The 26,597-nt window shown below is 42.6% G+C and carries 18 protein-coding genes, 2 tRNA genes and 3 rRNA genes; 19 read left to right on the top strand and 4 right to left on the bottom strand.

Annotation, left to right across the window (positions count from 1 at the left end; all coding sequences use genetic code 11):
• Positions 1-5 precede the first annotated feature (5 nt).
• The 11 genes from ALT761_RS17690 (at position 6) to ALT761_RS17640 (ending at position 12,668) form a co-directional block, all read left to right on the top strand.
• A complete protein-coding gene (locus tag ALT761_RS17690) occupies positions 6-713 on the top strand; it encodes an acylneuraminate cytidylyltransferase family protein (protein ID WP_129740185.1) in 708 nt (235 codons plus the stop codon).
• Complete coding sequence (locus tag ALT761_RS17685) at positions 710-1,789, top strand: hypothetical protein (RefSeq protein WP_129740184.1); 1,080 nt, start codon at positions 710-712, stop codon at positions 1,787-1,789. The genes ALT761_RS17690 and ALT761_RS17685 overlap by 4 nt, the downstream gene beginning before the upstream one ends.
• Positions 1,790-1,799: 10 nt before the next feature.
• Positions 1,800-3,416: an aldolase catalytic domain-containing protein gene (locus ALT761_RS17680; protein ID WP_129740183.1), complete on the top strand. Its 1,617-nt coding sequence runs from the start codon at positions 1,800-1,802 to the stop codon at positions 3,414-3,416.
• Positions 3,400-4,086 (top strand): HAD family hydrolase, encoded by a 687-nt coding sequence (locus tag ALT761_RS17675; RefSeq protein ID WP_129740182.1) that lies wholly within the window; start codon positions 3,400-3,402, stop codon positions 4,084-4,086. Before ALT761_RS17680 ends, ALT761_RS17675 begins: the two co-directional genes overlap by 17 nt.
• A gap of 81 nt (positions 4,087-4,167) precedes the next feature.
• The gene (locus tag ALT761_RS17670) at positions 4,168-5,013 is read left to right on the top strand and encodes an FkbM family methyltransferase (protein WP_232043490.1); all 846 of its coding nucleotides are present in this window, start codon (positions 4,168-4,170) and stop codon (positions 5,011-5,013) included.
• A gap of 95 nt (positions 5,014-5,108) precedes the next feature.
• Positions 5,109-5,990 (top strand): glucose-1-phosphate thymidylyltransferase RfbA, encoded by an 882-nt coding sequence (rfbA, locus tag ALT761_RS17665; protein WP_129740180.1) that lies wholly within the window; start codon positions 5,109-5,111, stop codon positions 5,988-5,990.
• Between the two features lie 74 nt (positions 5,991-6,064).
• Positions 6,065-6,610 carry a dTDP-4-dehydrorhamnose 3,5-epimerase gene (rfbC, locus tag ALT761_RS17660; protein ID WP_129740179.1) on the top strand — a complete coding sequence of 182 codons (546 nt, stop codon included), beginning with the start codon at positions 6,065-6,067 and terminating at the stop codon, positions 6,608-6,610.
• Between the two features lie 9 nt (positions 6,611-6,619).
• Positions 6,620-7,480: a dTDP-4-dehydrorhamnose reductase gene (gene rfbD / locus ALT761_RS17655; protein ID WP_129740178.1), complete on the top strand. Its 861-nt coding sequence runs from the start codon at positions 6,620-6,622 to the stop codon at positions 7,478-7,480.
• An 18-nt stretch (positions 7,481-7,498) separates the two neighbouring features.
• A complete protein-coding gene (rfbB, locus tag ALT761_RS17650) occupies positions 7,499-8,578 on the top strand; it encodes a dTDP-glucose 4,6-dehydratase (RefSeq protein WP_129740177.1) in 1,080 nt (359 codons plus the stop codon).
• 299 nt (positions 8,579-8,877) lie between these two features.
• The gene (locus ALT761_RS17645) at positions 8,878-10,065 is read left to right on the top strand and encodes a nucleotide sugar dehydrogenase (RefSeq protein ID WP_129740176.1); all 1,188 of its coding nucleotides are present in this window, start codon (positions 8,878-8,880) and stop codon (positions 10,063-10,065) included.
• Between the two features lie 221 nt (positions 10,066-10,286).
• Positions 10,287-12,668, top strand: coding sequence for an Ig-like domain-containing protein (locus tag ALT761_RS17640; RefSeq protein ID WP_129740175.1), 2,382 nt, complete (start codon positions 10,287-10,289; stop codon positions 12,666-12,668).
• Positions 12,669-12,752: 84 nt separating this feature from the next.
• Here the strand turns inward: ALT761_RS17640 and ALT761_RS17635 are convergent, their stop codons facing one another.
• A complete protein-coding gene (locus ALT761_RS17635) occupies positions 12,753-13,667 on the bottom strand; it encodes a LysR family transcriptional regulator (RefSeq protein ID WP_129740174.1) in 915 nt (304 codons plus the stop codon).
• Between the two features lie 109 nt (positions 13,668-13,776).
• Between ALT761_RS17635 and ALT761_RS17630 the strand changes: the two genes are divergently transcribed.
• From ALT761_RS17630 to ALT761_RS17620, 3 genes are read left to right on the top strand one after another with little or no spacing between them, the layout of a single operon-like run.
• A complete protein-coding gene (locus ALT761_RS17630) occupies positions 13,777-15,483 on the top strand; it encodes an ABC transporter transmembrane domain-containing protein (protein ID WP_129740173.1) in 1,707 nt (568 codons plus the stop codon).
• Positions 15,476-16,519, top strand: coding sequence for an efflux RND transporter periplasmic adaptor subunit (locus ALT761_RS17625; RefSeq protein ID WP_129740693.1), 1,044 nt, complete (start codon positions 15,476-15,478; stop codon positions 16,517-16,519). The genes ALT761_RS17630 and ALT761_RS17625 overlap by 8 nt, the downstream gene beginning before the upstream one ends.
• A gap of 8 nt (positions 16,520-16,527) precedes the next feature.
• On the top strand, positions 16,528-17,934 hold the full coding sequence (locus ALT761_RS17620; RefSeq protein WP_129740172.1) for a TolC family protein: 1,407 nt from the start codon (positions 16,528-16,530) through the stop codon (positions 17,932-17,934).
• Positions 17,935-18,013: 79 nt separating this feature from the next.
• Here ALT761_RS17620 and ALT761_RS17615 read toward each other — a convergent pair whose 3' ends face one another.
• Both ALT761_RS17615 and ALT761_RS17610 read right to left on the bottom strand, forming a co-directional pair.
• Positions 18,014-18,889, bottom strand: a complete 876-nt coding sequence (locus ALT761_RS17615; RefSeq protein WP_129740171.1) for a hypothetical protein — start codon at positions 18,887-18,889, stop codon at positions 18,014-18,016.
• A 118-nt stretch (positions 18,890-19,007) separates the two neighbouring features.
• Positions 19,008-19,733: a hypothetical protein gene (locus ALT761_RS17610; protein WP_442858153.1), complete on the bottom strand. Its 726-nt coding sequence runs from the start codon at positions 19,731-19,733 to the stop codon at positions 19,008-19,010.
• A gap of 573 nt (positions 19,734-20,306) precedes the next feature.
• Between ALT761_RS17610 and ALT761_RS17605 the strand changes: the two genes are divergently transcribed.
• From ALT761_RS17605 to rrf, 5 genes are all read left to right on the top strand, one after another.
• A 16S ribosomal RNA gene (locus ALT761_RS17605) occupies positions 20,307-21,839 on the top strand.
• 207 nt (positions 21,840-22,046) lie between these two features.
• Positions 22,047-22,123 (top strand) — tRNA-Ile (locus ALT761_RS17600).
• Between the two features lie 57 nt (positions 22,124-22,180).
• Positions 22,181-22,256 (top strand) — tRNA-Ala (locus ALT761_RS17595).
• Between the two features lie 449 nt (positions 22,257-22,705).
• Positions 22,706-25,583: ribosomal RNA gene (locus ALT761_RS17590) — 23S ribosomal RNA — on the top strand.
• Between the two features lie 185 nt (positions 25,584-25,768).
• A 5S ribosomal RNA gene (gene rrf, locus ALT761_RS17585) occupies positions 25,769-25,884 on the top strand.
• Together the 16S, 23S and 5S rRNA genes with 2 tRNA genes alongside form the textbook arrangement of a ribosomal RNA operon.
• A 113-nt stretch (positions 25,885-25,997) precedes the next feature.
• Here the strand turns inward: rrf and ALT761_RS17580 are convergent.
• The gene (locus ALT761_RS17580; protein WP_172602915.1) at positions 25,998-26,513 is read right to left on the bottom strand and encodes an EF-hand domain-containing protein; all 516 of its coding nucleotides are present in this window, start codon (positions 26,511-26,513) and stop codon (positions 25,998-26,000) included.
• Positions 26,514-26,597: the final 84 nt, after the last annotated feature.

Below are 26,597 nucleotides of genomic sequence, written 5' to 3'. Positions count from 1 at the left end.
TTAAGATGCTTAATAACATTTCTTATAACGTATTGGTTCCATGCAGAAGAGGAAGCCAAAGAATAAAGGGCAAAAATACAAAAGATTTTGCTGATGTTGAAGGGGGATTGTTAGCCTTAAAGTTAAGACAGTTAGGAGAAAGTAAGTATATTGACACCATAATAGTCTCTACTGATGATGAAGTTGTACTTGAAATTGCAAACGGTGTGAAAGCAAGCATCTCAAAAGAAATGATTATTGAGGAGCGTCCGGCGAAATTTGCAACCTCCGACAGACTGGATGAGTTTGTTGAATATGTTTCGCAGATTATGCCTCAAGGCGTGTGTATTTGGACGCATGTAACCAGCCCATTCTTCGGTTCGGAACAAATGGACCGTATGATTGAAAAATATAATTCAGAAGTGGTAAATGGAGATTGTGATAGCCTGTTTACGGTAACCAAGGAACAAACTTTTACTTGGGATAGCAAAGGACAGTGTATTTCTCACGATCGCGCTCAAAATAAATGGCCCCAAACTCAAGATTTACCCCCCTTATACTTCGCAAATAGTGCTGCGTTTGTTATTGAAAAGAACTTGATGATTGCTATTAACGATAGGATCGGTGAAAACCCTTATATGTACGAAGTTGATAAGATGTCGGGTTTCGATATTGATTGGCCGGAAGATTTTATTTTAGCAGAACAAATTTTCAAATTTAGGAATCAGATATGAGCCTTTCTGCTTCGCAACAGAATCGTTGTTTAAACTGCGGTAAAGTTAAGTTAAATACCATTGAGTTCGATAGGAACTTATTGTCTGTTTGTTCAGGTTGTGGTTTTTCAGAGCGCACTTATTCTGGCAACCGTACGTTTTACTCTTCGCAAGAGGCAGTTGCTGAGAAGTACTTTGTTCCGACTGCGACACTGGAAAAGTGCGCTCAGAACAAAGGTTACAAGTTTTCTGGTGTTAGTAATTCTTGGCTTCCAATGGAAAAATGGGGGCGATGGATTGGTGAAGCAGGGAGAGCTACTATTACTTTTCAATTGGAAAAACCAATCGAAAAGGATTCTATATTAAAAGTACTATTTGTAATGCCAGATGGGCACCTTCCTGCCCCTCTGGTTTTAACAATGGAAGATCGTGAAATTCTAAATGTAACGTTGTCAGCTAGTACGGAGTATTTTTTTGAACTCCCTATTCCTAATAGTTACATCGCTGAGAAAGTGAAAATAGACCTCAATATCTATTGTGAGAAATTAACGAAAGATGAAAAGGGGCGTAACTTAGCCATTGGTTTAAAAGAAATTGCATTTGGGCACATCTCAGATAGTACAAGTTACAAACAAGTTCAGTTTAATGAAGGGATACTTCCATTTGTTAAAGACGAAGTACAGTTTAGACGGGGCAAGAATTCAACTGGTTTTGATTCGACCGTTGCTGAAGTTATCTCGGGTAACCTTAGTTGTTATCCTCCGGAAGAGTTTGGTATTTGGTTAAACAGTCAAAACTGTGAGTTTTCAATTTTGGTGCCGGGAGATGCAACTAGAGCTGTAATGCAATTAGTATCTCCAGTAATAAAACGCAGAGGAATCGCTACTATTAATGACCTATGTAAGGTTGATTTTGTTTTTGATGAAAACTTCATAGAAATTGAAATGAAATTAGATGGCTTGACAGTCGAAAATAGTGAGTTAGCTTTAGACGTTAGCTTAGAGTTTGATGAGATTACTAATATGAGTGAACTAGGTAGCGTAGACGAAAGAGAAATTTCAGCTGGAATTGCTGCGATTTATATTAAAAAAGATTAGTTGGTAAATTATGAAGATTTTAGATTGTACATTGAGAGACGGCGGGTACTACAACTCTTGGGACTTTTCACCGGAAGTCGTGAATGCGTATCTACATGCTGTTGCTGAATCAGGCATTGAGTATGTTGAGTTGGGTTTACGCAATTTTAAGAAAAACGGCTATTTTGGTGCGTTTGCCTACACGACAGAATCCTTTTTGAAAACTATTGAGCTGCCTTCGGGACCTACTTACGGTGTAATGGTTGACGCTAAAACAATCCTTGCTTCAGGGTTGAGCGTTAACGAAGCAATAGATAATTTATTCGTACCCAAAAGTGATAGCAAGGTCGGCTTAGTCCGCGTTGCGGCTCATTTCTCTGAAGTATATGGATGTAAAGAAATTACTCAGAAATTAAAGAGCATGGGATATATTGTCGGGTTTAATTTGATGCAATCTGGGGGGAAAGCATCAGAGTTAATTTCAGAGCTGGCAGCAGAGATTAGTTCCTGGGATACTGTCGACGCTCTCTATTTTGCTGATTCTCTTGGGAATATGGATGGAGACGAAGTTGTTAGGATCATCACCGCATTGCGAAAAGAGTGGAACGGCGATCTAGGGATACACACTCACGACAACATGTCTTTGGGGCTAACAAACAGCATTACATCAATTCGAAATGGTGTAGAGTGGATCGATTCCACAATAACGGGAATGGGACGGGGAGCTGGTAATACCCAAACTGAAAGATTGATATCTGAGTTGAAATTCAAAGGGATTGCAGATTATCAATGTAACCCAATTTACGAACTGGTTATTCGCTACTTTGAACCGATGCAAAAGCAATATGGGTGGGGCACTAACTTACTTTATTTCATCGGGGCGCAAAACAACGTGCACCCAACATACATACAAAAGCTGTTATCTGACTCACACTATGGTGTGGATGAGGTCGTAGGAGCCATCGATTTCTTGAAAGAATTTGACGATACAGCTTCATTTGATGAGTCTCTATATAGTAAGGCTTTGAGCATCAATAGTGTTGATGAAAAAGTCTCCGGTAGCTCAGATTTAATTGGGCTTGCGGAAGGAAAGGAGATTTTAGTTGTCGCGAATGGACCAAGTCTTGAAACATACGAAACGGGTATTAAAAACTATATTGAGGAGCATAAGCCTTACGTCTTAGCAGTAAACGCATTACCCTTACTGAACGAGTATGTAGATTCATACGTGATATCGCATAACAGTAAGTTTCTTTCACAAAAGCAATTATATAGTAGCTTCAATACTTCTGTTATTTTACCAATCCATAGGTTTAGCGAAGAAGACTTGAGTTTTGTTCAGTCAAATAATCGTTTATTAGATTATGGGGTAATTGTCAAAGATGGAATTTTCCAGTCGAACGACGAAAATTGTGTTGTGCCATATGATCTGACTGCTTGTTATGCTTTGGCTGCAGCACTTGCAATGAAGCCTAAGTCGATATCACTTGTTGGTTTTGATGGTTATGAGAAGTTTGACCCAAGACAAGCCGAAGTGAATGAGTTATTTAAATTAATGCATGTAACATGTAGCTCAACTAAAGTTAGAGCGTTAACCCCGTCTTCTTATGCCATAGCTAAAGGCTCAATTTATGAACCAACTGTCTAAATATGATGTAATCATATTTGATTGCGACGGCGTAATCTTCGACTCTAACAAGCTTAAAATAGATGCAATGAGGGAATCTTTAGATTCTCTCTCTATTAAGCAAGATATCGTTGAGCAATGCTGCTTGTTTTTTGCAAAGAATTTTGGGAAGTCCCGCTTCTATCATGTGGAGTTCTTTGTCGAGAATCTAATTAAAGTTGAGCAGGGTAAAGAACAAGAGCTATATCAGGAAATTTTGGATTTATATGCGAATAAAACCAAACAGTTATATATGAGCTCAACAATAACCCCACATTGCATAGATTTGCTTAATGATATAAAGGTACCTAAGTTTATTGCCAGTGGCTCGGAAGAGGGTGAACTTCGATGGGTGTTTGAGAAGCGAGGTTTATCCAAGCAATTTGATGCTATATATGGCTCTCCGACATCAAAGTCTGACAATGTTAGTAAAATTATTGAGTCAAGCCACTTTAAAACGCCATTGATGGTTGGTGATGCCTTGTCAGACCTTGATGCTGCAATTAACAATGGTATAGATTTTCTTGGATATTTGCCTTTTAGCAATGTGCGAGAAGAACTTAAGAAAAAGGCGAGCGAGTGTGGCTTTGAATGTATTTCAGATTGGTCAGAACTATCGCACAAAAACTCGAGCATAGGTATCCCAAAATGAGGACTTGCTGTGGGGGCCATTAAATTTTTACCTTTAAAGTATCGTCGAGCAATATGCGAAGCTATGCTGAAAAAGGACCTAGTGAGCACAGTTGAGATAATTGATGTGGGTTCTTTCAATCGTGCATCTTTTTTAACTCAATCATTGAAGAAAACCGTTTCACTTCATACCTTCGATATCAACCTAGATGAAAATGATTTTTCTGATTATAGAGAGCATCATCATCACAGAGTATTAGTCGGGGCTAGTAAGTGTAAAAAAAACTTCTTCTTAACAAAGAAGAGAGAATGTTCGTCATTTTACAAACCAAACTTTGAAACTATAAAGCATTATCGGCATCCAGAACGTTTCGATATAGACGAGGTTATTCAGATCGATACCGATATGCTTGATAATTTAATCGATATTGAAAATAACATCGATTTTGTAAAAATTGACACTCAAGGTGCTGAGTTAGATGTATTAAAAGGTGGTGAAAAAACGCTTTTAAATGTTACTGCAGTTCAAATTGAGCTTTCATTCTTAGATATTTATTCCTCAGCGCCACTTTACTTTGATGTTCTCAAATATCTTGATGACTTAGGTTTTATGGTTGTCGATACCGGTGTCGTATCTTGGAACACCTCTGACAAAGGAAATGCAAAATACCACGACGGAGTTGCTGCGTTTGGAGATTTTCTATTAGTAAAGAGAAAATTCCTCACTGATTCTTTATTAGAGCAAAGTAGCGTAAGAAAGTCTTGTCACTTAATTTTTATATTAGTCATGTTAGGGTATCCGCTTGTTGCGTTAGATGTTGTTAACTCATTGAGCTCTATAGCACCAAAAACCGCCGCAGCGATAAAAAAAATAGTTCTTCAGTCCATACCGAATATGGCTCCTCATCCCTTTGGCCGCAAAGTAAAGCCGGATTATGGTGATTTTTGAATATTGATGTATTTACTATCGAGCTAGAACTCTTAATGAGTTAAATAGCGCTCGCGTTGCACTTTAAATAACACTTGCAGGGGTTATCGTATTTTATGAGAAAAGGAATAATATTAGCTGGCGGATCTGGCACACGTTTACATCCGTTAACTAAGGTAGTAAGTAAGCAGCTTATGCCTGTGTACGACAAGCCTATGATTTTTTATCCGTTAACTACGTTAATGATGTCGGGCATTCGTGATGTACTTGTTATCACCACGCCAGAAGAGCAGCAACGTTTTATCGACCTTATTGGTGACGGTTCCGCTTTAGGCATGAATATCCAATACGCGGTACAACCATCGCCCGACGGCCTAGCGCAAGCTTTCCTTATTGGTGAACAGTTCATTGGAAATGACAGTTGTTCGTTAGTGTTGGGAGACAACATTTATTACGGCCACGATTTAAAGCTCTCGCTGCAAAATGCATATAAGCAAGAGCACGGTGCTACCGTATTTGGATACCACGTAAACGACCCAGAACGTTACGGTGTAGTGGAATTCGACGATAATTGGAACGCACTTTCAATTGAAGAAAAGCCAGCTGTTGCTAAATCTAACTATGCGGTTACTGGCTTGTATTATTACGACAACCGCGTTGTTGATTTCGCGAAAGAAGTGAAGCCTTCACATCGTGGTGAACTTGAAATAACCGACCTTAACAATCTTTATCTGCAAGACGGCAGCTTGAAGGTTGAATTAATGGGCCGAGGCTCAGCTTGGTTAGACACAGGCACGCTTGATTCATTGTTAGATGCTGCAAACTTTGTTGCGGCTATAGAAAAACGTCAAGGCTTGAAAGTATGCTGCCCTGAAGAAGTCGCTTTTAGAATGGGCTATATAGATGCAGAGCAGCTTGAAAAATTAGCGGCACCGCTGAAGAAAAGCGGGTACGGTGATTATTTACTTAAAGTAATTAACGACCGAGTAAAAATCTAGCCTGAAATCGGCTTTCCAAAGGTGGCAATGCCACCTTTCTTCTTATCTAAATTGCCAGTTTGTACGGAAAGTAAATGCAAGTAATTAAAACAGACATCCCAGACGTTAAAATCATTGAGCCAAAAGTATTTGGCGACGAACGCGGCTTCTTCCTTGAAACCTTCCGAACTGACTGGTTTAAGAAAGAATGTGCAGACGTTGAATTTGTGCAAGACAACCATTCAAAATCCAGCCAAGGAATTCTTCGTGGGTTGCATTACCAGCTAGAACAAACTCAAGGTAAATTGGTTCGCGTAGTCAGCGGCGAAGTATATGATGTTGCTGTTGATATGCGTAAAGATTCACCTACGTATGGACAGTGGGTAGGCGTTTTACTGTCGGCTGAAAATAAACGCCAACTATGGGTACCTGCAGGTTTTGCTCACGGTTTTTATGTAACCAGTGAGTCTGCTGAGTTTGTATATAAGTGTACTGACTACTATCACCCAGCGTCAGAAGTGTCGGTTAAGTTTAACGACCCAACTCTAAACATCGATTGGCCTTTAGTTAACGGTGAAAAGCCGTCTTTATCTGGAAAAGATGAAAACGGCGTAGCGTTTGTCGATGCCCCTACGTTTTAAGGATTAAACATGAGTATTGTAGTTATTGGCAATGCTGGCCAATTGTCATTTGAGTTGGTGCGTATTTTAGGTGAAGACACCATTTGTTTAGGCCCTGAAGATACTGACATTACCAACGAATCTGTTCTATCTGAAACGCTAAGCAAACTAGCGCCAAGCGTTATTATTAACGCGGCGGCTTATACTGCGGTAGATAAAGCTGAAGAAGACTTCGACTTATGCCACGCGATCAACGCTACTGCCGTTGAAAATTTAGCGAAGTACTGTAAGCAGTCAGGTGCATTTTTAGTACATGTATCTACAGATTACGTATTTAACGGCCACAAAGGTTCGCCTTACCTCACTGATGACACTATTGAGCCCCAAGGGGTTTACGGTAAAACTAAAGCAGATGGCGAAAAAGCCTTGCTGGAATTACTGCCTAACGCAAGTTGCTTAGTTCGTACTGCGTGGGTGTATTCATCACATGGCAATAACTTTGTGAAAACCATGCTGCGTTTAATGGCAGATAAGCCTCAGTTGTCGGTTATTGATGACCAAATTGGCACGCCTACGTGGGCTAAAGGGTTGGCAGAAGTGTGCGTAAGTGCAGCGCAAAATAAAACCCAAGGTGTATATCACTGGACTGATGAAGGCGTAGCTAGCTGGTACGATTTCGCGCTAGCCATTCAAGAGCTTGGTATTGAAAAAGGTTTGTTGTCTTCGGCTATTCCAGTATTGCCTATACCTTCTTCTCAGTACCCCACTCCGGCTTCACGACCGCACTATAGCGTGCTAGATAAAACCAGCACACGAGATACTTTTTCATCACTTAATCTTACACATTGGCGTACTCAATTGTCTGCCATGATGGATGAGTTAAAAGCATAATTATTGAGTAACACACGTATGAAAACAATTTTAGTCACAGGTGGTGCGGGGTTTATTGGCTCGGCAGTAGTTCGCCATCTTATTAATGATACAGAACATAAAGTCGTAAACGTAGATAAGCTTACTTACGCGGGTAACTTAGAGTCGCTTTTGTCTGTATCAGATAACGAGCGCTATGCGTTCGAACAAGTCGATATTTGTGATGCCGACGGCGTAAAAGCCGTTCTTAATACCCATCAACCCGATATCATTATGCACTTAGCGGCAGAATCTCATGTAGATCGTTCAATTGACGGCCCTGGTGAGTTCATTCAAACCAATGTTGTAGGTACTTATACCTTGCTTGAGCAAGCACGTGCATATTGGTCAACGCTTGATGATGTTAAAAAAGAAGGTTTTAAATTCCATCATATTTCAACTGATGAAGTGTATGGCGACCTTCCACATCCAGATGAAGTAGAAGAGGGCACTGAACTGCCGTTATTCACTGAAACTACGCCATATGCACCAAGCTCTCCTTATTCTGCAAGTAAAGCGTCTTCCGATCAACTAGTGCGTTCATGGTTACGTACTTACAAGCTACCTACATTGGTAACCAACTGTTCGAACAATTATGGCCCATATCACTTTCCTGAAAAGCTAATTCCGTTAGTTATTCTAAATGCCTTAGCAGGCAAGCCACTACCGGTTTATGGTAAAGGTAATCAAATTCGCGATTGGTTGTATGTGGAAGATCATGCCCGCGCATTAGTGCTCGTGGCCCTTGAAGGGAAAATTGGCGAAACCTATAACATAGGCGGCCATAACGAAAAGCAAAATATTGAAGTAGTGAATACAATTTGCGACATTTTAGATGATGTTCAACCTAAAGACAGCAAGTATTCAGAGCAAATCACTTATGTTGCAGACCGCCCTGGTCACGATATGCGATACGCGATTGATGCATCTAAAATTGAACGTGAGTTAGGTTGGTCACCACAAGAAACATTTGAAAGCGGTATTCGCAAAACCGTTGAATGGTACTTAAACAACGAAGGTTGGTGGAAAGCTGTTTTAGATGGTAGCTACCAAGGTGAGCGATTAGGTGCTGGCGATTAAAGGTTAGTACCCCACTTAATGAAGTGCCTTAGGAACCCTGCTATGTAATGATAGTAGGGTTTCGTGGTTATTAATCACTAATAAATACAAATTAAATATTAGGCGCGTATATTGCTTCTTTATCGCTAAATTACGATTTTTCACAAAAACGTGTGTGTAGAGTAAAGAGAAATTTAGTATTTGAGCTCACTAGGCACCTTTATGATGCATTTTCATGATTATTTCAAAAAACTCATGCACAATGTTCAGATTGAATCTTATTTGTATTGTTATACCTAAAAGAATTGGAGATATAGTAAATGGATAATACGTCGAAAAGTTTAAAGATAGCCGTTGCAGGCACAGGCTATGTAGGTTTATCGAACGCAGTTTTATTGGCACAGCACAACGAAGTTATTGCGGTTGATGTAGTACCAGCGAAAGTGGATCTTCTAAACGACAAAAAGTCTCCTATTGAAGATAAAGAAATTACAGAATATTTGACTAACAAACCGCTAAATCTTAAAGCAACGTTAGATACTGAACTTGCTTATAAAGATGCCGAGTTTGTTATTATCGCAACGCCTACAGACTACGATGCACAAACCAATTACTTTAATACTAGTTCAGTAGATGCGGTAATTAAAGAAGTTATGCGAGTAAACCCTAATGCGGTAATGGTGGTTAAGTCTACCGTTCCAGTAGGTTTTACTGTTGAGGCAAAAGAGCGTCACGGCACTGAAAATATTATTTTCTCACCAGAGTTCTTACGTGAAGGTAAAGCCCTTTACGACAACTTGTACCCAAGCCGTATTATTGTGGGTGAGCTAAGTGAGCGTGCCAAAACATTTGCAGGCTTGCTAGAGCAGGGTGCTATTAAAGAAGACATCAATGTACTTTTCACTCATAGCACCGAAGCTGAAGCTATCAAGCTTTTCGCTAACACTTACTTAGCTATGCGTGTTGCTTACTTCAACGAACTAGATAGCTATGCAGAGCGTAGTGGTTTGAATTCAAAGCAAATCATAGAAGGTGTTGGATTAGACCCACGTATTGGCGATCACTACAACAACCCAAGCTTTGGCTATGGTGGTTACTGCTTACCTAAAGACACTAAGCAGTTGTTGGCAAACTACAGTGAAGTGCCTAACAACATGATTCAGGCTATTGTTGATGCAAACCGCACCCGTAAAGACTTTATCGCCGATTCTATTGTAAGTCGTCAGCCCAAGGTTGTGGGTATATTCCGCTTAATCATGAAGTCTGGGTCTGATAACTTCAGAGCGAGTGCCATTCAAGGCATCATGAAGCGTATTAAAGCGAAGGGTATTGAGGTAGTGGTTTACGAGCCAGTAATTACCGAAGACGATTTCTTCCATTCGCGTGTAATTAAAGATTTAGAAGAGTTTAAGTCTATTTCTGATGTAATTGTTGCTAACCGTGTAACAGAAGACATTGAAGACGTATTAGATAAAGTGTACAGCCGCGATTTATTCGGCGCTGACTAACACTGATTAGCTTTCGAACATGAAAAAAACCAGCTTTTAAGCTGGTTTTTTTATTTCCAATTTAAACAGTACCTTACGCTTTTTACTTATATCTCTATCAGTGCCATTCATTTACATTCCATTTACTTAGTAATGCATTTCGAATTTTCATAAGCTATTATGCGTTGGAAATTAAATGGTATTGTTAAAAAAACAATAAAAATTGATAAGGACGTTGAGTAATGAAACATAGCATTATTGCGCTTGTTGTTAGTGCAACTTTTCTTTCTGCCTGCGGCGGTGGTTCAGACGAAAAAAACCAGGCTCCCATTCTAACTGCTGATGCTGCATCCACGTTGAACGATTCAGCAGTTACTGTTGACGTGTTAGCGAATGACAGCGATCCAAATGGTGATGCGCTTACTATTTCTGCAGTCGGCATGCCTGATGTCGGCGAAGTCACTATTACAAACAATACATTGGTTTATACGCCTTCAGCGCAAGCAATGGGCGATGTGAGCTTTTCGTATGAAGTTACCGATGGTGAATTGTCATCAAGTTCAACGGTTACGATCACTAACCAACAGTCTGTCACAATCACTGGTATTGCGACCGATGCGCCTTTAAATAATGGAGAGGTTACTGCTACTAACAATAATGGTGACGTTCTAGCGACTGCAACTACTGATAGCAATGGCAGATATTCACTTCCAATTCTTGTAAGTGAAAACCCTGGTTACTTAGTGCTTAACGCTAACGGGGCGGGTGATCAAAGCCACGTAAGTTTAGTGTCGCGGGTGGGTAATTTCTTAGATTTAAGAGCGCTTGCAAGTGAGAACGATACTAACGAGCTTTCAGATGTACTGCTCTTAGAAAGTAAAATCACCCATGTAAGCACCGCGCTTTCTATTATGTACACTGAGTATGTAAACGACGGCGGGGAAGCAAGCTTTGACGTATACGTCGCTGAAGCCGATTTTGAGAAAGTGTTAGGCCTTGCAAGCTTTATAAAGGTACTTGCTGACAATGAAGATTTTTCGTTACCTGATGGTACGGATACGGTTTCATTCTTTGCCGACAGTGAAGAAAATATTCTCACTACCATTCGTGCCTATTTAAATGATTTAGGGCTGATAAACGAAGACGGTACTTATGCCGATACGTACGCCGATGCAATTAACACAGCCCGTGTTGAAACGTTAGAAGATGACACGCTTCAACAAAGCTACAGTGAATCATCGATAGCAGGTAAAACCTTTGCAACCTATAACGCAGGAGCGTACCTAGCGACTAAAGGTTCGGCGGTTTATACCTTCAATGACGATGGAACGGGAAGCAAATCGTCAGCCGAAAACTACTACAACATTTTTTCAGATAGTGTTAGTTGGTCGGTAGATGATGGGGTACTTGTAGTGGTGAACACCGATGCAACCCCAAGCCTTGAATTTCCGCCAAGCCCATCGAACTACCTTGAATACTTCGATGAAGAAACAGTATTGCAAATTCTTGCAGCAGATGAAGAAGGTTACTCTGCACAATGGAGAATAGAAAAAAGCCCAGTTTCTGAGAGTTTCGAATTAGTGTACGAAAATGGTGGCAATGCGATTGCCTACGTATCACAAGTTATAGAGCTAACGATAACGCCAGCGGTTGATGAGAGTTATGGCGCGCCTAAGTTTGTTACAGAGTATCCTCAAACTTATACCTCTATTTACAGCGATACTTCTGAAGCCATTTCGCTTTCTCGTGAAGATGTGTTGGCATCGCCTTGGGTAGTCGCTTACAACAGTGAGTTTGAGTACAGCTTAAACGACCCTGAAGGTAACCCGATTACTCTAGAAGGTATGGTAAGCGATTACCTTACTTTTAACGATGACAACACGGTCAATTCTCGTTTGTTTGGTACTCAGGGCAGTTGGTCTTTCGACAGCGGTACAATTAGCTTATCTGTAAACGGTAAATCAGTTAAAGTCACGCCATTTAAAAAGCAGAATGACTACTTAATTGCTGTGTATGAATATGAAGAGGCCGGAAACGTAATAAAGTATGCGGCTGATATGCATAGTATCGACTTCAGTTTACCTGAGAGTTTTGATGTAACGTCTACGCCACCAATGGTTTGGGCTTCTACCTTGAGCGCTTCGCTTTTTGTTAATGATTTGCCACTAGCGGAAGATTTGTGGAGTTACTACTTTGATAGTGATGGTACTGCCGGTAGGGTTTTTGCCGAGATAGATTATTCTGAGCCAGATTTACCTGTTTCTCGTTTTGTGGATGACAGTGCGCTCTATAACTTTCAGTGGCAGCAAGAGGGGGACCTTTTAACGCTAGATGGTCTTAGAGAGAACAGTGCGTTTGTCTTTCAGCGTCGTTTTAAGTGGGAACTACTTGGTGTGACAGATTCAGGGTTAATGGCTACCATTGAATATCAAGTAGGTACTATCGACTACAGCGACGGCTACAGCGTTGAGCCAGTTGGTACAGTTCCAAGGCTTAACTTCTTTATGCCACTAAACCTAGAGGAAGCTTATCCAGAGATTTGGGGAAATACGGAAATTAATGGTCTTAATACCCCAGACTCACAAAACAATAGGTCAGTTTCATCACTAGAGCTTGATCAATAACGTATTGTTGTTATCGGAACTATGACTCAAGCCGAGCACATGCTCGGCTTTCTTTTGTATTGAAAATCTCAAAGTTCATTCCAACTAAGCATCTGTAAGCTTTTGTGAGTAACCTAAGATAATGCGTGCCGCCTTAATAATAGATTCAGTAATAGTAAAATCTACTCGACTTTTCCCCGTAATCGCATAGTACCTTTCATTCAGCGAGTGAGCCTGCCCAATACAATACACACCGTATTGTGCTTCCACATGATTTGATATGGCCGACGGCGCGCAAAACACGCCGAAGTCCTCGCTACCAAATAGCTTTAGCAATGCGGTATCATCAAACTCTGCTACTATCTTTGGGTAAAGTTGCTCTGTTTCTAGCCAACTCATTAACGCGTGGTGAATACCGGATGTATTACCCTGAATCAGCAATGGCATATGATTTAAACAATCAGGGAATGTCTGACTGTTGGAGAGGGGCGCTTTGGCAAAAAAGCTTAGCGCGCTTTCTCCAAGAAAGTGACTGTTAGCATTCACCTGTGAGCCCGGAGCAATCCCCCTATCGGCCACAATGAAATCAATTGCATTAATTGCGAGTTCTTTAAGTAATCCATCGAAGCTATCTTCTTTAATAACATATTTAACGTTAGCAAAATTGCGCATAGTGTCATGAACGAAGTCATAAAAAAGCACTTTAGGTATACCATTAGTAATACCAATCACAAATTCTTTAGTATTTACTTCATCACCGGCGTTTAGTATTTCTGCTAGCTGATGGCCTTTATGAAAGATCTCACTGGCATATTGGAAGCTTACTTTTCCTTTATCATTCAAATATAGGCGTTTATTAACCCTATCGAAAAGCGGGTAACCAATTTGATTTTCAAAAGTACTTAGTTGCCCACTAACGGTTTGAGGAGTAACGTGAAGTAATTTAGCGGCTTGCGCAATACTGCCTTCGCGAGCCACTAAATAGAAATAGTAAAGATGATGATAGTTGAGGTGATGCATAAATAAGGTTTTTACGATGAACTAATAAGAATATAACAGGTTTAGTATTCTTTTATTTGAATTACACTAGATAAAATGCGAAGTATCACTCGGCGCTATTGAAGGAATTATGGGAAAAGTCATTAATTTACACGCAACGAGGAAAACCTTGTTTGCTATTTTGAAGCCAGAGTCAGGTTTTTTCTGGGTTGCCATAGCTTATGGTGTTGCTATTAGTTTAATGACATTAGCTGTGCCTATTGCGGTACAAACATTGATTAATAGTATTGCTAATATTGGCTCTGTTCGCTCGGTTGTCATACTTGCTATTGTGCTGTTTCTAACACTCTTCGTATCGGGTATTTTTAGTGCGCTTCGAATGCGCATTATGGAATATTACGAACGCAAAGTTTATGCACGCCTTACCGCTATGATCAGTTTAAAAACCATTATGGCGGAGCATCGTTTTTTTGAAGGCAGACAAAATACCAATATTACTCAGCGTTACTTCGACATTATGACCTTTCAGAAGAATGTGCCTTCACTTATGGTGGATGGGTTCGCGTTGGTATTGCAAATGCTGGTGGGCTTTACGCTAGTATCATTTTATCACCCCATGTTATTTGCGTTTAACTTAGTACTTATATTGGTGATGTATGCCATATGGAAAATATGGGGTACGGGGGCCAAACGCTCTGCTATCGAGCTTTCTCATGCAAAGTACGATTCGGCCAAATGGTTAAACGACATTGCTGCGGCCCATGAGTTTTTTAAATCGGCTGACCATGTTGAATATGCGGGTAGAAGTACCGATACCTTCATTAATAATTACATCACCAAACATAAAAACCACTTTCATTACACCTTTTCCCAAGTGGTAATGTTTTTACTGCTTTATGCGTTTGCCAGTGCGGCACTGTTAGGTATTGGCGGTGTGCTGGTGGTACAAGGCCAGTTATCTATCGGTCAGTTGGTGGCGGCAGAATTAATAATGTCTGCGGTATTCTTCGGGTTGTCGCGTTTTACGCAATATTTAAAGCTTTACTATGAATTGTATGGCGCCGCTGAAAAGATAGGTTCTGCCCTGGTTATTCCGCAAGAAGTCGTTAACGAAAAAGCAGATCGGGTGCCAAACTCTTCGCAGTTAATTTTTAATAAGTTACACCTCACCCATGGTAGCGATACCTGTTTAATAGATTTGCAAATTGAAGCGGGTGGTAAGTACTTCATTACTACGAATAAGAGTTGGGTTCAAAAGCAACTTATTGGGCTAATGAAGCGCTACGAAAAGCCGCAAAAAGGTGAGCTACTGCTTGGTGACTTAAGCTTGTATGATTTCGATACTTATGAATTACGCCAAGCAGTTAATACGCTAGATCGCTCTCTTATCGTTGAATGTACCATCGAAGAGTATTTACGACTGGCAAACCCAAGAGCGAGTTTCGCTGAAATTAGAGCTGCTCTGGCGGTGGTTGAATTAGATACCGTTATCGATGCACTGCCTAGCGGGGTAGATTCTAAGGTTTCGGTATTAGGTGCGCCATTGCAGCCGCTAGAATTCTTATTGTTAAAACTGGCCGCAGTCATTATTGAAGAGCCCAAAGTGCTTATCATTAATCAACATTTCGACGCTATTCCGTTAGCACTGCGGCTACGGTTGTTAAACCGTTTGTCTGAACTTAGTTGTACGGTACTTTATTTTACCAATACACCTGAAGCCCATTGTCTGGACGGTGTTATTTATCTAAAAGACAGTGCCGAGGTAGTGGCAGCTGAACCTGCAAAAGAAAGCGTTCTTAGCCAAAACGTGTCGCAGGAAGGAGCGAATGATGAATAGTGCAGAAAAGCGATTTTTAGATAATGTCAGTTCTTTATCTTCACTACATATTCCGAAACTTCACAAAGTGGTGTGCGGATTAGTGTTAGCGATGGTGGTGTGTGCTTCGCTTATTCTGTGGTTTACACCTTGGATGCAAACGGCTTACGGCACAGGAATGGTCGACTCTTTAGACCCAGTCGATAGAACGCAAGCGATTAGTGCCTTAGTTGACGGGCAAATAAAGCAATGGCATGTGCGAGAAGGTATGCAAGTAAAGGCAGGTGACCCTATCGTCACGTTAATTGATACCGACGCTGGCCGATTAGAAAAATTGCAATCTCAACTAGCGGCGGCAAAAGCTGGGCATCAAGCTAATGAAACTGCAGTAGCTAACGCTGAAAATAATTTAGCACGTCAAATGGGGTTACAAGAGCAGGGGCTAGTATCTCGCAAAGATGTAGAAGCAGCGCAAATAAAGGTGCAGGAATTAAAAGCTAAGGCGGCAAGCTCTCTATCTGCCATCAATGATGTAAGCATGAGTTTATCGCGCCAGTCTATTCAAACAAAAGTGGCGCCAGTAGATGGCACTATTATTAGGCTTTACTCTGGTGGAGTCTCAACGTTTGTAAAAGCAGGAGCGGTGTTAGGGCAGTTTATCCCTTTGAACGCCAAACGTAGTATACGTATAACGGTAACAGGGCTAGATGCGCCGCTAGTCAAAAAGGGCGCCAAGGCGCGTTTACAGTTTGAAGGCTGGCCTGTGTTTCAATTTAGCGGGTGGCCTGGTAGTTCTATAGGTACTTTCGGTGGCGAAGTGGTTTACGTTGAGCCAGTGGCAAGTACCGCTGGTACGTTTCAGATATGGATAATGCCTGACGCGGATGATGTACCATGGCCTAAAGAAAGCGCTACGCGTTTAGGAAGCCGTGTTAAAGCGTGGGTATTGTTAGAGGAAGTGAAGTTAGGCTATGAGCTGTGGCGACAACTGAATAACTTTCCTCCCCAGCAAACTGCTGAGTCCGAATCTTCTCAAACTAAAACGTCGAGTTGGTAAGGGGTAGCATGAGAAAACTACACATCGTTACTTTTGCCTTTGCATTGAATATTTCTGTGATGAGCTGTGCAGTAGCTGCCGCTTTGCCTACGGTAACTGAGCTTATCGAGTCAATGCAATATCACCATCCATATACTCAGGCCATTGCTGAAGGTGAAATTCAAAGCGGTGCAGATATCGATATTGCGCTAAGCGAGTTCGACCCTTTTATAGAGCAACAAACGTCCAGCAGAGTAAGTGGTTACTACGATGGCCTAGCGCTGCAGCAACGCGCAATAAAGCCACTTCAGTCTTTGAACGCTTCAGTTTATACAGAGTACCGTGTGTCTGATGGTGACTTTCCTGTTTACGAACAAGAATATGAAACCCTCTCTGGCGGGGAGGCCAGCGTAGGAATTTCACTTTCGTTATTAAAGAACCGAGAAGTAGATAAACGAAGAGTAGGGGTAAGAAATGCAAGGTTAGCTGCACAGCAATGGGAAGCCGAAGCGCAAGACTTGCTGAATAGCTTTTTACACAAAGGGTTAACCGAGTATTTATTATGGTATGAGAGCGCGTTGCAAGTGATATCGGTGGAATCACTATTGAGCCGCGCTGCTGAACGTGAACGTGCATTGTCTACTCGGGTTGAAAAAGGCGATTTAGCGCGAGCCACGCTTACCGAGTTCAAAGCGAATATTTTAGAACAGCGTTTATTAGTGGCTAAGCTAAAGCAAAAACGCAACGCACATGCCCGAACCTTGTCTTACTATTGGCGGGATACTCAAGGTGAAATGATACTAATAACAGAAACTAAATTATCGGCAGATATTCATTGGCCTTTTAGCGTAAGTACTTCGCAAATAAGTCAGCTACGCAAACAAATTACTCAACATCCTCAGTTAGCTTTATTGCGCATGAGTAGAACGGTGGTTCAGAACAAGCAAGTCTTGGCTAAAAATGCGTTGCTGCCAAAACTTGACCTGAAAGCGTCTTTGGCACGAGATATCGGGAGTGGACCTAATTCACTTGACGGTACAGAGAGCAAAGTGGCCTTGGCGTTTTCCTATCCGCTAGGTAATAGAAAGGCAAAAGCTGAGCAAGTTAAGCTCGTGTCGAAAGGACGGGAGCTTGAACACAAGTATGTATCTAGTAAGCAATCCATCGAGCAAGCATTCGAAAAAGCTTATGAGTATTGGGTGCAAGCAAAAGAGATCGCTAGTTTACAGCAACAAAATGCAGAACTCGCCAAGCTACTATCAAGTATGGAGCTTCAACGTTTCGACGCGGGCGACAGTGATATGTTTACGCTAAACGCTAGGGCATCCAATGAGATAAAGGCGCAAATGAAAGCGATTGAAACCAATGTCGATTTGTTGAATGCTGAGCTTATGCTTTATCGTGTCGTTGCTGCATTGCACACGGTTAATCACTAGTTCAGTAGGCGGCCAAAAGGTGTTTAATCTTATGGTTCTATTTTACTTTTAAAGCTGGCTTTCAACTTGATGAGGGCGCTTATTGACCTGATGAATATACTCGCGCTTGGTTATATTGCATTAAGGTAGGTATAAGTGCAGCTGCTAACATGTAGTTGGTTTCACTAAACCACCGGTCGTCATATCGAATCTCAGCTTTACGTGTTTCACAATTTCGCATGGGATTGCCGAACAACACATGATGTGTCGATTTCCCTAGGTTTTCGTTACGTGGCGTTGTTGGCAACGCTAAAAAGTCGTAAATGTTGTCTAGAGTTTCACTGGGGTTGAAACAAAACGGTTCGTAACCTACCACTTCGAAGGGCAAAGCGAGTTCGTTTAAGAGAGATTCTCTTTTCTTATTGTCACTTAGCCATCGCATCATCTGATACCAATAGTGGCCCTTTACCTTCTTTAATCCTTTGCGAGGCTGCGACCGGGCTAACCGTGCCTGCGAGCTTGCGTAAGAGCGAACATCTCTTATCAAAAATAGCGCTCTAACATCAATAGTCTCAGAACCAGCCAGCAACGTTAGATGTTTTACACCCTTAGAGGTATCTATGGGTTGATAGTCGTTACCATATAATTTAGAAAATTGAGAGAGCACAGTGGCGTAAGCATCTGGATAATAATTTGGCTTTGCGGGGTTTAAGATATCTAAGCTTCGCATTTGTGATAATACAGGTTGCCAAAATTCGCACTTATCAGCGGGGACGCCGCAACTACAAAGATGCGCTTGCTTGTTTAGCCAATAGGTCGGGCCCATACGTAAAACTTGATATATTTCTCCAAGCGATATGAGGTTTTCATGACACGCTAATGCCATTGAGAATACCGTAGACCCAGAATGAGATAGGCTGGTTAAACAAACGATGGGTTGTTTAGAAGGGGAGAAGGCGTCATTGTTTTGCGTCATGGCTTATCGTTAGTCAGAGTAAATATGGAATTACCTACTCTGACTTACAAAAGTGACGAAGGGTCTTATCTTTACGCATTATTTACGTAAGATTGAAAGATTGTTTAGTTTTGCTGAATTAGTTATTGATAGCTGAATTAAAGTCTTCTTCAGATAACCCGGCAGCCAAAGCATATTCTTTTAGCTTATCGTCTTGAACACCCGCATGTTGCGCAGTGGCTAATATACGAATAACTTGCTCACGTTGCTGAGACGACTCTCTAACGGCCGTTTCTACTACTGTTTTTGCATCGTTCGGAAACACAGCTAACAGTGCATCTACTACATATTCACCAACAAAAGGCACTGCATTAAGTGCGCTCGTCATGATATCGACAATTTTGTTTGGGTGTTCTTGAGACAAAGTCTGAACAATACTGTCTGCTGCATCAGGTTGGGTTAGCACGGCAACGCGAACAATCTCGCTCAGTTCTTCAGGCGTTGCAACAGCAGCAGCATGAACAACGAAGTCGACATAAGTAGGTTCTGCCATTATCGCCAACTGAACGATGTTAGGGCATGAACTTACTTCTTTCTCTATAGCCAACTGTACTATTTCTTCAGTAGAAGAAGGCTGAGACGAAATAGCAGCAAAGATAATTTCACGATACTGATCAGGATATGTATCTAATGCGATATCAACAATAGAGACTACATCTTGAGGGTAATGACTTGCTATAGAACTAATAGCACGTCCAACAGACATGTTTTGATCGACCTGACGTTTTAAGAACGAGGTTTGAAAATAATTAGATTGATTAGAGGTAGCTTCTTCCGGTGAAACAGTTCCATCCTTTGCGCTCATACCTATCGCTGGTGTACTTACTGCAAGTACCAGCACTGCCGATGAAAGCAATGAAGTAATACGAAACATATATCCACCTTATATTTATTGCGTAGTCTATTACCACTAACGGACTACTACTTTATAGGAATTATAGTCCCATCCTATTAGTAATTAGTCCATATTGTCTACTTATTATCTCATCTGAGTGAAAATTAACCGAATGGTTCAGTTTATTACACTTTTCTTAAAACAAGGGTTGACGCAGGCTCAGAAATCTCTAGAATGCGCATCCGCTTCGACAGGAAAGTGAAACAACTTACACTGACAAAGCAAGTCACTACTTACCTTTAAGGCCAAGTGTGACGGGGTTTTAAAGAAAACGCTTTAAAAAATAAATTTTCAAAAAGTGTTGACACTGAAAGCTTCAAGCGTATAATGCGCACCTCACTCGAACAGGGTGAGTCACGAAGAAGCCAAGGCTTCTAGTGAATTGCGACAAGGTCGCAACGTTCTTTAACAATTTATAACAAGACAATCTGTGTGGGCACTCATTAAGAGTGTCACACAACGACGATTCATATTCGATATATTTAATTGAAGAGTTTGATCATGGCTCAGATTGAACGCTGGCGGCAGGCCTAACACATGCAAGTCGAACGGAAACATGTCTAGCTTGCTAGATGATGTCGAGTGGCGGACGGGTGAGTAATGCTTGGGAACTTGCCTTTGCGAGGGGGATAACAGTTGGAAACGACTGCTAATACCGCATAATGTCTTCGGACCAAACGGGGCTTAGGCTCCGGCGCAAAGAGAGGCCCAAGTGAGATTAGCTAGTTGGTGAGGTAAAGGCTCACCAAGGCAACGATCTCTAGCTGTTCTGAGAGGAAGATCAGCCACACTGGGACTGAGACACGGCCCAGACTCCTACGGGAGGCAGCAGTGGGGAATATTGCACAATGGGGGAAACCCTGATGCAGCCATGCCGCGTGTGTGAAGAAGGCCTTCGGGTTGTAAAGCACTTTCAGTTGTGAGGAAAAGTTAGTAGTTAATACCTGCTAGCCGTGACGTTAACAACAGAAGAAGCACCGGCTAACTCCGTGCCAGCAGCCGCGGTAATACGGAGGGTGCGAGCGTTAATCGGAATTACTGGGCGTAAAGCGCACGCAGGCGGTTTGTTAAGCTAGATGTGAAAGCCCCGGGCTCAACCTGGGACGGTCATTTAGAACTGGCAGACTAGAGTCTTGGAGAGGGGAGTGGAATTCCAGGTGTAGCGGTGAAATGCGTAGATATCTGGAGGAACATCAGTGGCGAAGGCGACTCCCTGGCCAAAGACTGACGCTCATGTGCGAAAGTGTGGGTAGCGAACAGGATTAGATACCCTGGTAGTCCACACCGTAAACGCTGTCTACTAGCTGTTTGTGGCTTTAAGCCGTGAGTAGCGAAGCTAACGCGATAAGTAGACCGCCTGGGGAGTACGGCCGCAAGGTTAAAACTCAAATGAATTGACGGGGGCCCGCACAAGCGGTGGAGCATGTGGTTTAATTCGATGCAACGCGAAGAACCTTACCTACACTTGACATGTTGAGAAGTTACTAGAGATAGTTTCGTGCCTTCGGGAACTCAAACACAGGTGCTGCATGGCTGTCGTCAGCTCGTGTCGTGAGATGTTGGGTTAAGTCCCGCAACGAGCGCAACCCTTGTCCTTAGTTGCCAGCATTTAGTTGGGCACTCTAAGGAGACTGCCGGTGACAAACCGGAGGAAGGTGGGGACGACGTCAAGTCATCATGGCCCTTACGTGTAGGGCTACACACGTGCTACAATGGCATATACAGAGGGATGCGAGACAGTGATGTGGAGCGGACCCCTTAAAGTATGTCGTAGTCCGGATTGGAGTCTGCAACTCGACTCCATGAAGTCGGAATCGCTAGTAATCGCAGGTCAGAATACTGCGGTGAATACGTTCCCGGGCCTTGTACACACCGCCCGTCACACCATGGGAGTGGGATGCAAAAGAAGTAGTTAGTTTAACCTTCGGGAGAACGATTACCACTTTGTGTTTCATGACTGGGGTGAAGTCGTAACAAGGTAACCCTAGGGGAACCTGGGGTTGGATCACCTCCTTACCAAAATGTCGATGGTGACATTGTTAGTGTAGTGCCTACACAGATTGTTTTGTTATTAAATGAAGAACGCTAAATGTAATACAAACACTATTACGCAGCGGATTTGTCGGTCAGGCAACGCCGCCAGAAATTTGTTTCAGTTTATAATCAATGATTATGATTAAGCTTATTTCGTAGCGAGGCAGTTGAGCGATAAATACCAAGCATAGGCTTGTAGCTCAGCTGGTTAGAGCGCACCCCTGATAAGGGTGAGGTCGGCAGTTCAAGTCTGCCCAAGCCTACCATTTCCTATTAAATAGGAAATGTCACTAGTTAAATCTCAGATAACTAGTTTTACATATGGGGCTATAGCTCAGCTGGGAGAGCGCCTGCCTTGCACGCAGGAGGTCAGCAGTTCGATCCTGCTTAGCTCCACCACTTTTAAGTGCATTTACACAAGTGTATTTAAAAGTGGTATTGATTACCGCGAATGTTCTTTAACAATTTGGAAAGCTGATATTTAATTAGTAAATCAATCAAAATTTGAGTAATTGAGAAGTCGAAAGACGTACTTACTACTCTACTTGACTTGAATTGCTTGTTATCAATCTTTATTTGATAGCAAGGCAATTTCACGATTAGCTTGTCATGCATACAACTGAGTTAGATCTCATCCAGTCCTGATATCAAAAGGCGGGAGAGTCTTTCTTTCTTGTTCATTGTATCAATAACACTTCGGTGTTCATTAGTGCAATGGCCGAGACATTGGGTTTTAGCTGAGCCACGCAACGAGCGAACGAAGGCGCATACTTCCAGTATGTAACTGAGTGAGCGAGGAAGCTTGGTGAAAGATAAAAACCAATGAAGAAGGCCATTTGGGGTTGTATGGTTAAGTGACTAAGCGTATACGGTGGATGCCTTGGCAGTTAGAGGCGATGAAGGACGTGTAAGTCTGCGAAAAGCTGTGGTGAGCCGACAAAATGCATTTGAGCCACAGATGTCCGAATGGGGAAACCCACCTATTTATAGGTATCGTTACATGAATATATAGTGTAACGAGGCGAACGAGGGGAACTGAAACATCTAAGTACCCTTAGGAAAAGAAATCAACCGAGATTCCCCTAGTAGCGGCGAGCGAACGGGGATTAGCCCTTAAGCAATTATGAACGTAGTGGAAGCCTCTGGGAAGTGGCGCGATACAAGGTGATAGCCCTGTACACGAAGTGTTTGTTTTTGTGAAATCGAGTAGGTCGGGACACGTGTTATCTTGACTGAATATGGGGGGACCATCCTCCAAGGCTAAATACTCCTAACTGACCGATAGTGAACCAGTACCGTGAGGGAAAGGCGAAAAGAACCCCTGTGAGGGGAGTGAAATAGAACCTGAAACCGTATACGTACAAGCAGTGGGAGCAGACTTGTTCTGTGACTGCGTACCTTTTGTATAATGGGTCAGCGACTTATATTTAGTAGCAAGGTTAAGCGAATAGCGGAGCCGTAGCGAAAGCGAGTGTTAACTGCGCGTTTAGTTGCTAGGTATAGACCCGAAACCCGGTGATCTAGCCATGGGCAGGTTGAAGGTTGAGTAACATCAACTGGAGGACCGAACCCACTAACGTTGAAAAGTTAGGGGATGACTTGTGGCTGGGGGTGAAAGGCCAATCAAACCGGGAGATAGCTGGTTCTCCCCGAAATCTATTTAGGTAGAGCCTCGGACGAATTCCATTGGGGGTAGAGCACTGTTAAGGCTAGGGGGTCATCCCGACTTACCAACCCTTTGCAAACTCCGAATACCAATGAGAACTATCCGGGAGACACACGGCGGGTGCTAACGTCCGTCGTGAAGAGGGAAACAACCCAGACCGCCAGCTAAGGTCCCAAAATATTGCTAAGTGGGAAACGATGTGGGAAGGCATAGACAGCTAGGAGGTTGGCTTAGAAGCAGCCACCCTTTAAAGAAAGCGTAATAGCTCACTAGTCGAGTCGGCCTGCGCGGAAGATGTAACGGGGCTAAGCAATATACCGAAGCTGCGGATACGTGTTTACACGTATGGTAGGGGAGCGTTGTGTAAGTGGATGAAGGTGGATTGAGAAGTCTGCTGGACATATCACAAGTGCGAATGCTGACATGAGTAACGATAATGGGAGTGAAAAACTCCCACGCCGGAAGACCAAGGTTTCCTGTCCCATGCTAATCAGGGCAGGGTAAGTCGGCCCCTAAGGCGAGGCAGAAATGCGTAGTCGATGGGAAACGGATTAATATTTCCGTACTTATATAATCAGTGATGGAGGGACGGAGAAGGCTAAGCAAGCTTGGCGTTGGTTGTCCAAGTGAAAGCAAGTAGGCCGAGCGTTTAGGTAAATCCGGACGCTTAAAGCTGAGATGCGAGACGAGCTACTACGGTAGTGAAGTTGTTGATGCCCTGCTTCCAGGAAAAGCTTCTAAACTTATGATTATATGAACCGTACCCCAAACCGACACAGGTGGTCAGGTAGAGAATACTAAGGCGCTTGAGAGAACTCGGGTGAAGGAACTCGGCAAAATTGTACCGTAACTTCGGGAGAAGGTACGCCCTTGTTTGTGATAGGACTTGCTCCTTGAGCAGATGAGGGCCGCAGTGACCAGGTGGCTGGGACTGTTTATTAAAAACACAGCACTCTGCTAACTCGCAAGAGGACGTATAGGGTGTGACACCTGCCCGGTGCCGGAAGGTTAATTGATGGGGTTATCTTCGGAGAAGCTCTTGATCGAAGCCCCGGTAAACGGCGGCCGTAACTATAACGGTCCTAAGGTAGCGAAATTCCTTGTCGGGTAAGTTCCGACCTGCACGAATGGTGTAACCATGGCCACGCTGTCTCCACCCGAGACTCAGTGAAATTGAAATCGCAGTGAAGATGCTGTGTACCCGCACCTAGACGGAAAGACCCCGTGAACCTTTACTACAGCTTGGCACTGAACATTGAACCTACATGTGTAGGATAGGTGGGAGGCTTCGAAGCACAGTCGCTAGATTGTGTGGAGCCGTCCTTGAAATACCACCCTTGTATGTTTGATGTTCTAACATTGGTCCCTTATCGGGATTATGGACAGTGTCTGGTGGGTAGTTTGACTGGGGCGGTCTCCTCCCAAATAGTAACGGAGGAGCACGAAGGTTAGCTAATCACGGTCGGACATCGTGAGGTTAGTGCAATGGCATAAGCTAGCTTAACTGCGAGACAGACACGTCGAGCAGGTACGAAAGTAGGTCATAGTGATCCGGTGGTTCTGTATGGAAGGGCCATCGCTCAACGGATAAAAGGTACTCCGGGGATAACAGGCTGATACCGCCCAAGAGTTCATATCGACGGCGGTGTTTGGCACCTCGATGTCGGCTCATCACATCCTGGGGCTGAAGTCGGTCCCAAGGGTATGGCTGTTCGCCATTTAAAGTGGTACGCGAGCTGGGTTTAGAACGTCGTGAGACAGTTCGGTCCCTATCTGGTGTGGGCGTTGGATGATTGATGGGAGCTGCTCCTAGTACGAGAGGACCGGAGTGGACGAACCGCTGGTGTTCGGGTTGTCATGCCAATGGCATTGCCCGGTAGCTACGTTCGGAACGGATAACCGCTGAAAGCATCTAAGCGGGAAGCCGGCCCAAAGATGAGTCATCCCTGACTTTTAAAGTCCGGAAGGGTTGTTATAGACGATGACGTTGATAGGCAGGATGTGGAAGCGTTGTAAGGCGTTAAGCTAACCTGTACTAATTGCCCGAGAGGCTTAACCATACAACGCCCAAGAGGCTTTATAATCTTGAGTGTTGTAAGACAAAGCTAATAGCAACTAGAGTAGTAGTACTCAGTGCTCAAAAGATTGATTACGTGAATATCAGAATTCCTAAATTGTTAATTATTAAAGTAATATGGACTGAATAAGTCGGTATTACGCAAACAAACGTTTGCAAAAGTTTTTGCTTGGCAGCCATAGCGATACGGTACCACCTGATCCCATTCCGAACTCAGAAGTGAAACGTATTAGCGGCGATGGTAGTGTGGGGTTTCCCCATGTGAGAGTAGCACACTGCCAAGCTCCCATTCGAAGAAAGGGCTATCCTAACGGATAGCCCTTTTTTTATGCGTGTAAGAAAGTGAAGCTAGGCAGGTTCTAAATCTGCATTACTCATTGTATGAAAACAAAGATACTTACTGCTTACCTTTCATTTTCAGATAATGTTCAAGTTCTGTTTTGGTGAGTGCCCCATCCCCATCTTTATCCATTTTAGTGAAGTTTCCGTCTATATTGGCTTTTGATACTTCAGCAGATGACAATGTACCATTTTCATTTAAGTCCGCTTTTTCAAAATTAACAACAACTGCTGATACCATGGCACTGTTTTCTACGTCATCTACCTTTTCTACGCTAACGGCGTCTTCTACACTATTTTCGTCAACTGTCGCGATAACATCCTCACTGAACTTGCTGGTGTTTGCTTTTACGTATTTGTTAAATTCAGAAAGGTTTATAGCAGAGTCACCGTTTGTGTCTATATTTTCTAGATAAGGCGCTAATGATGTTCCTTCCAATTCACTTGATGTGAGTAATTCGTCACCATCAGAATCTAAACCTGTAAAACTAGTTTCTATCTTACCGTTGGACGAGGCCATTACCGAACTCGTAATTAGTGTGCTCATTAACATAGAAAGTGAAAGCTTTTTCATAATAAACTCCATTTACTTTAGTGCGTTCTGCTTAGAAAGAGACAAAACGTTTCAGTGTAACAAGTAAAGATTCATATTTTATGC

It is taken from the genome of Alteromonas sp. 76-1 (genome assembly GCF_900654235.1).
GTDB lineage: Bacteria > Pseudomonadota > Gammaproteobacteria > Enterobacterales > Alteromonadaceae > Alteromonas > Alteromonas naphthalenivorans.
The sequence above is the reverse complement of the archived record's forward strand: the minus strand, read 5'-3'. Positions and strand labels throughout refer to the sequence as shown.

Bases quoted from the DNA above. Each gene is read 5' to 3' on its own strand.
- ALT761_RS17685 (WP_129740184.1), top strand. From the start codon at position 710: ATGAGCCTTTCTGCTTCGCAACAGAATCGTTGTTTAAACTGCGGTAAA.
- ALT761_RS17635 (WP_129740174.1), bottom strand. From the start codon at position 13,667: ATGCATCACCTCAACTATCATCATCTTTACTATTTCTATTTAGTGGCT.
- ALT761_RS17620 (WP_129740172.1), top strand. From the start codon at position 16,528: ATGAGAAAACTACACATCGTTACTTTTGCCTTTGCATTGAATATTTCT.
- rfbA (WP_129740180.1), top strand. From the start codon at position 5,109: ATGAGAAAAGGAATAATATTAGCTGGCGGATCTGGCACACGTTTACAT.
- ALT761_RS17630 (WP_129740173.1), top strand. From the start codon at position 13,777: ATGGGAAAAGTCATTAATTTACACGCAACGAGGAAAACCTTGTTTGCT.
- rfbC (WP_129740179.1), top strand. From the start codon at position 6,065: ATGCAAGTAATTAAAACAGACATCCCAGACGTTAAAATCATTGAGCCA.
- ALT761_RS17690 (WP_129740185.1), top strand. From the start codon at position 6: ATGCTTAATAACATTTCTTATAACGTATTGGTTCCATGCAGAAGAGGA.
- ALT761_RS17610 (WP_442858153.1), bottom strand. From the start codon at position 19,733: ATGAGCGCAAAGGATGGAACTGTTTCACCGGAAGAAGCTACCTCTAAT.
- ALT761_RS17680 (WP_129740183.1), top strand. From the start codon at position 1,800: ATGAAGATTTTAGATTGTACATTGAGAGACGGCGGGTACTACAACTCT.
- ALT761_RS17675 (WP_129740182.1), top strand. From the start codon at position 3,400: ATGAACCAACTGTCTAAATATGATGTAATCATATTTGATTGCGACGGC.
- ALT761_RS17640 (WP_129740175.1), top strand. From the start codon at position 10,287: ATGAAACATAGCATTATTGCGCTTGTTGTTAGTGCAACTTTTCTTTCT.
- rfbB (WP_129740177.1), top strand. From the start codon at position 7,499: ATGAAAACAATTTTAGTCACAGGTGGTGCGGGGTTTATTGGCTCGGCA.
- ALT761_RS17580 (WP_172602915.1), bottom strand. From the start codon at position 26,513: ATGAAAAAGCTTTCACTTTCTATGTTAATGAGCACACTAATTACGAGT.
- rfbD (WP_129740178.1), top strand. From the start codon at position 6,620: ATGAGTATTGTAGTTATTGGCAATGCTGGCCAATTGTCATTTGAGTTG.
- ALT761_RS17615 (WP_129740171.1), bottom strand. From the start codon at position 18,889: ATGACGCAAAACAATGACGCCTTCTCCCCTTCTAAACAACCCATCGTT.
- ALT761_RS17645 (WP_129740176.1), top strand. From the start codon at position 8,878: ATGGATAATACGTCGAAAAGTTTAAAGATAGCCGTTGCAGGCACAGGC.
- ALT761_RS17625 (WP_129740693.1), top strand. From the start codon at position 15,476: ATGAATAGTGCAGAAAAGCGATTTTTAGATAATGTCAGTTCTTTATCT.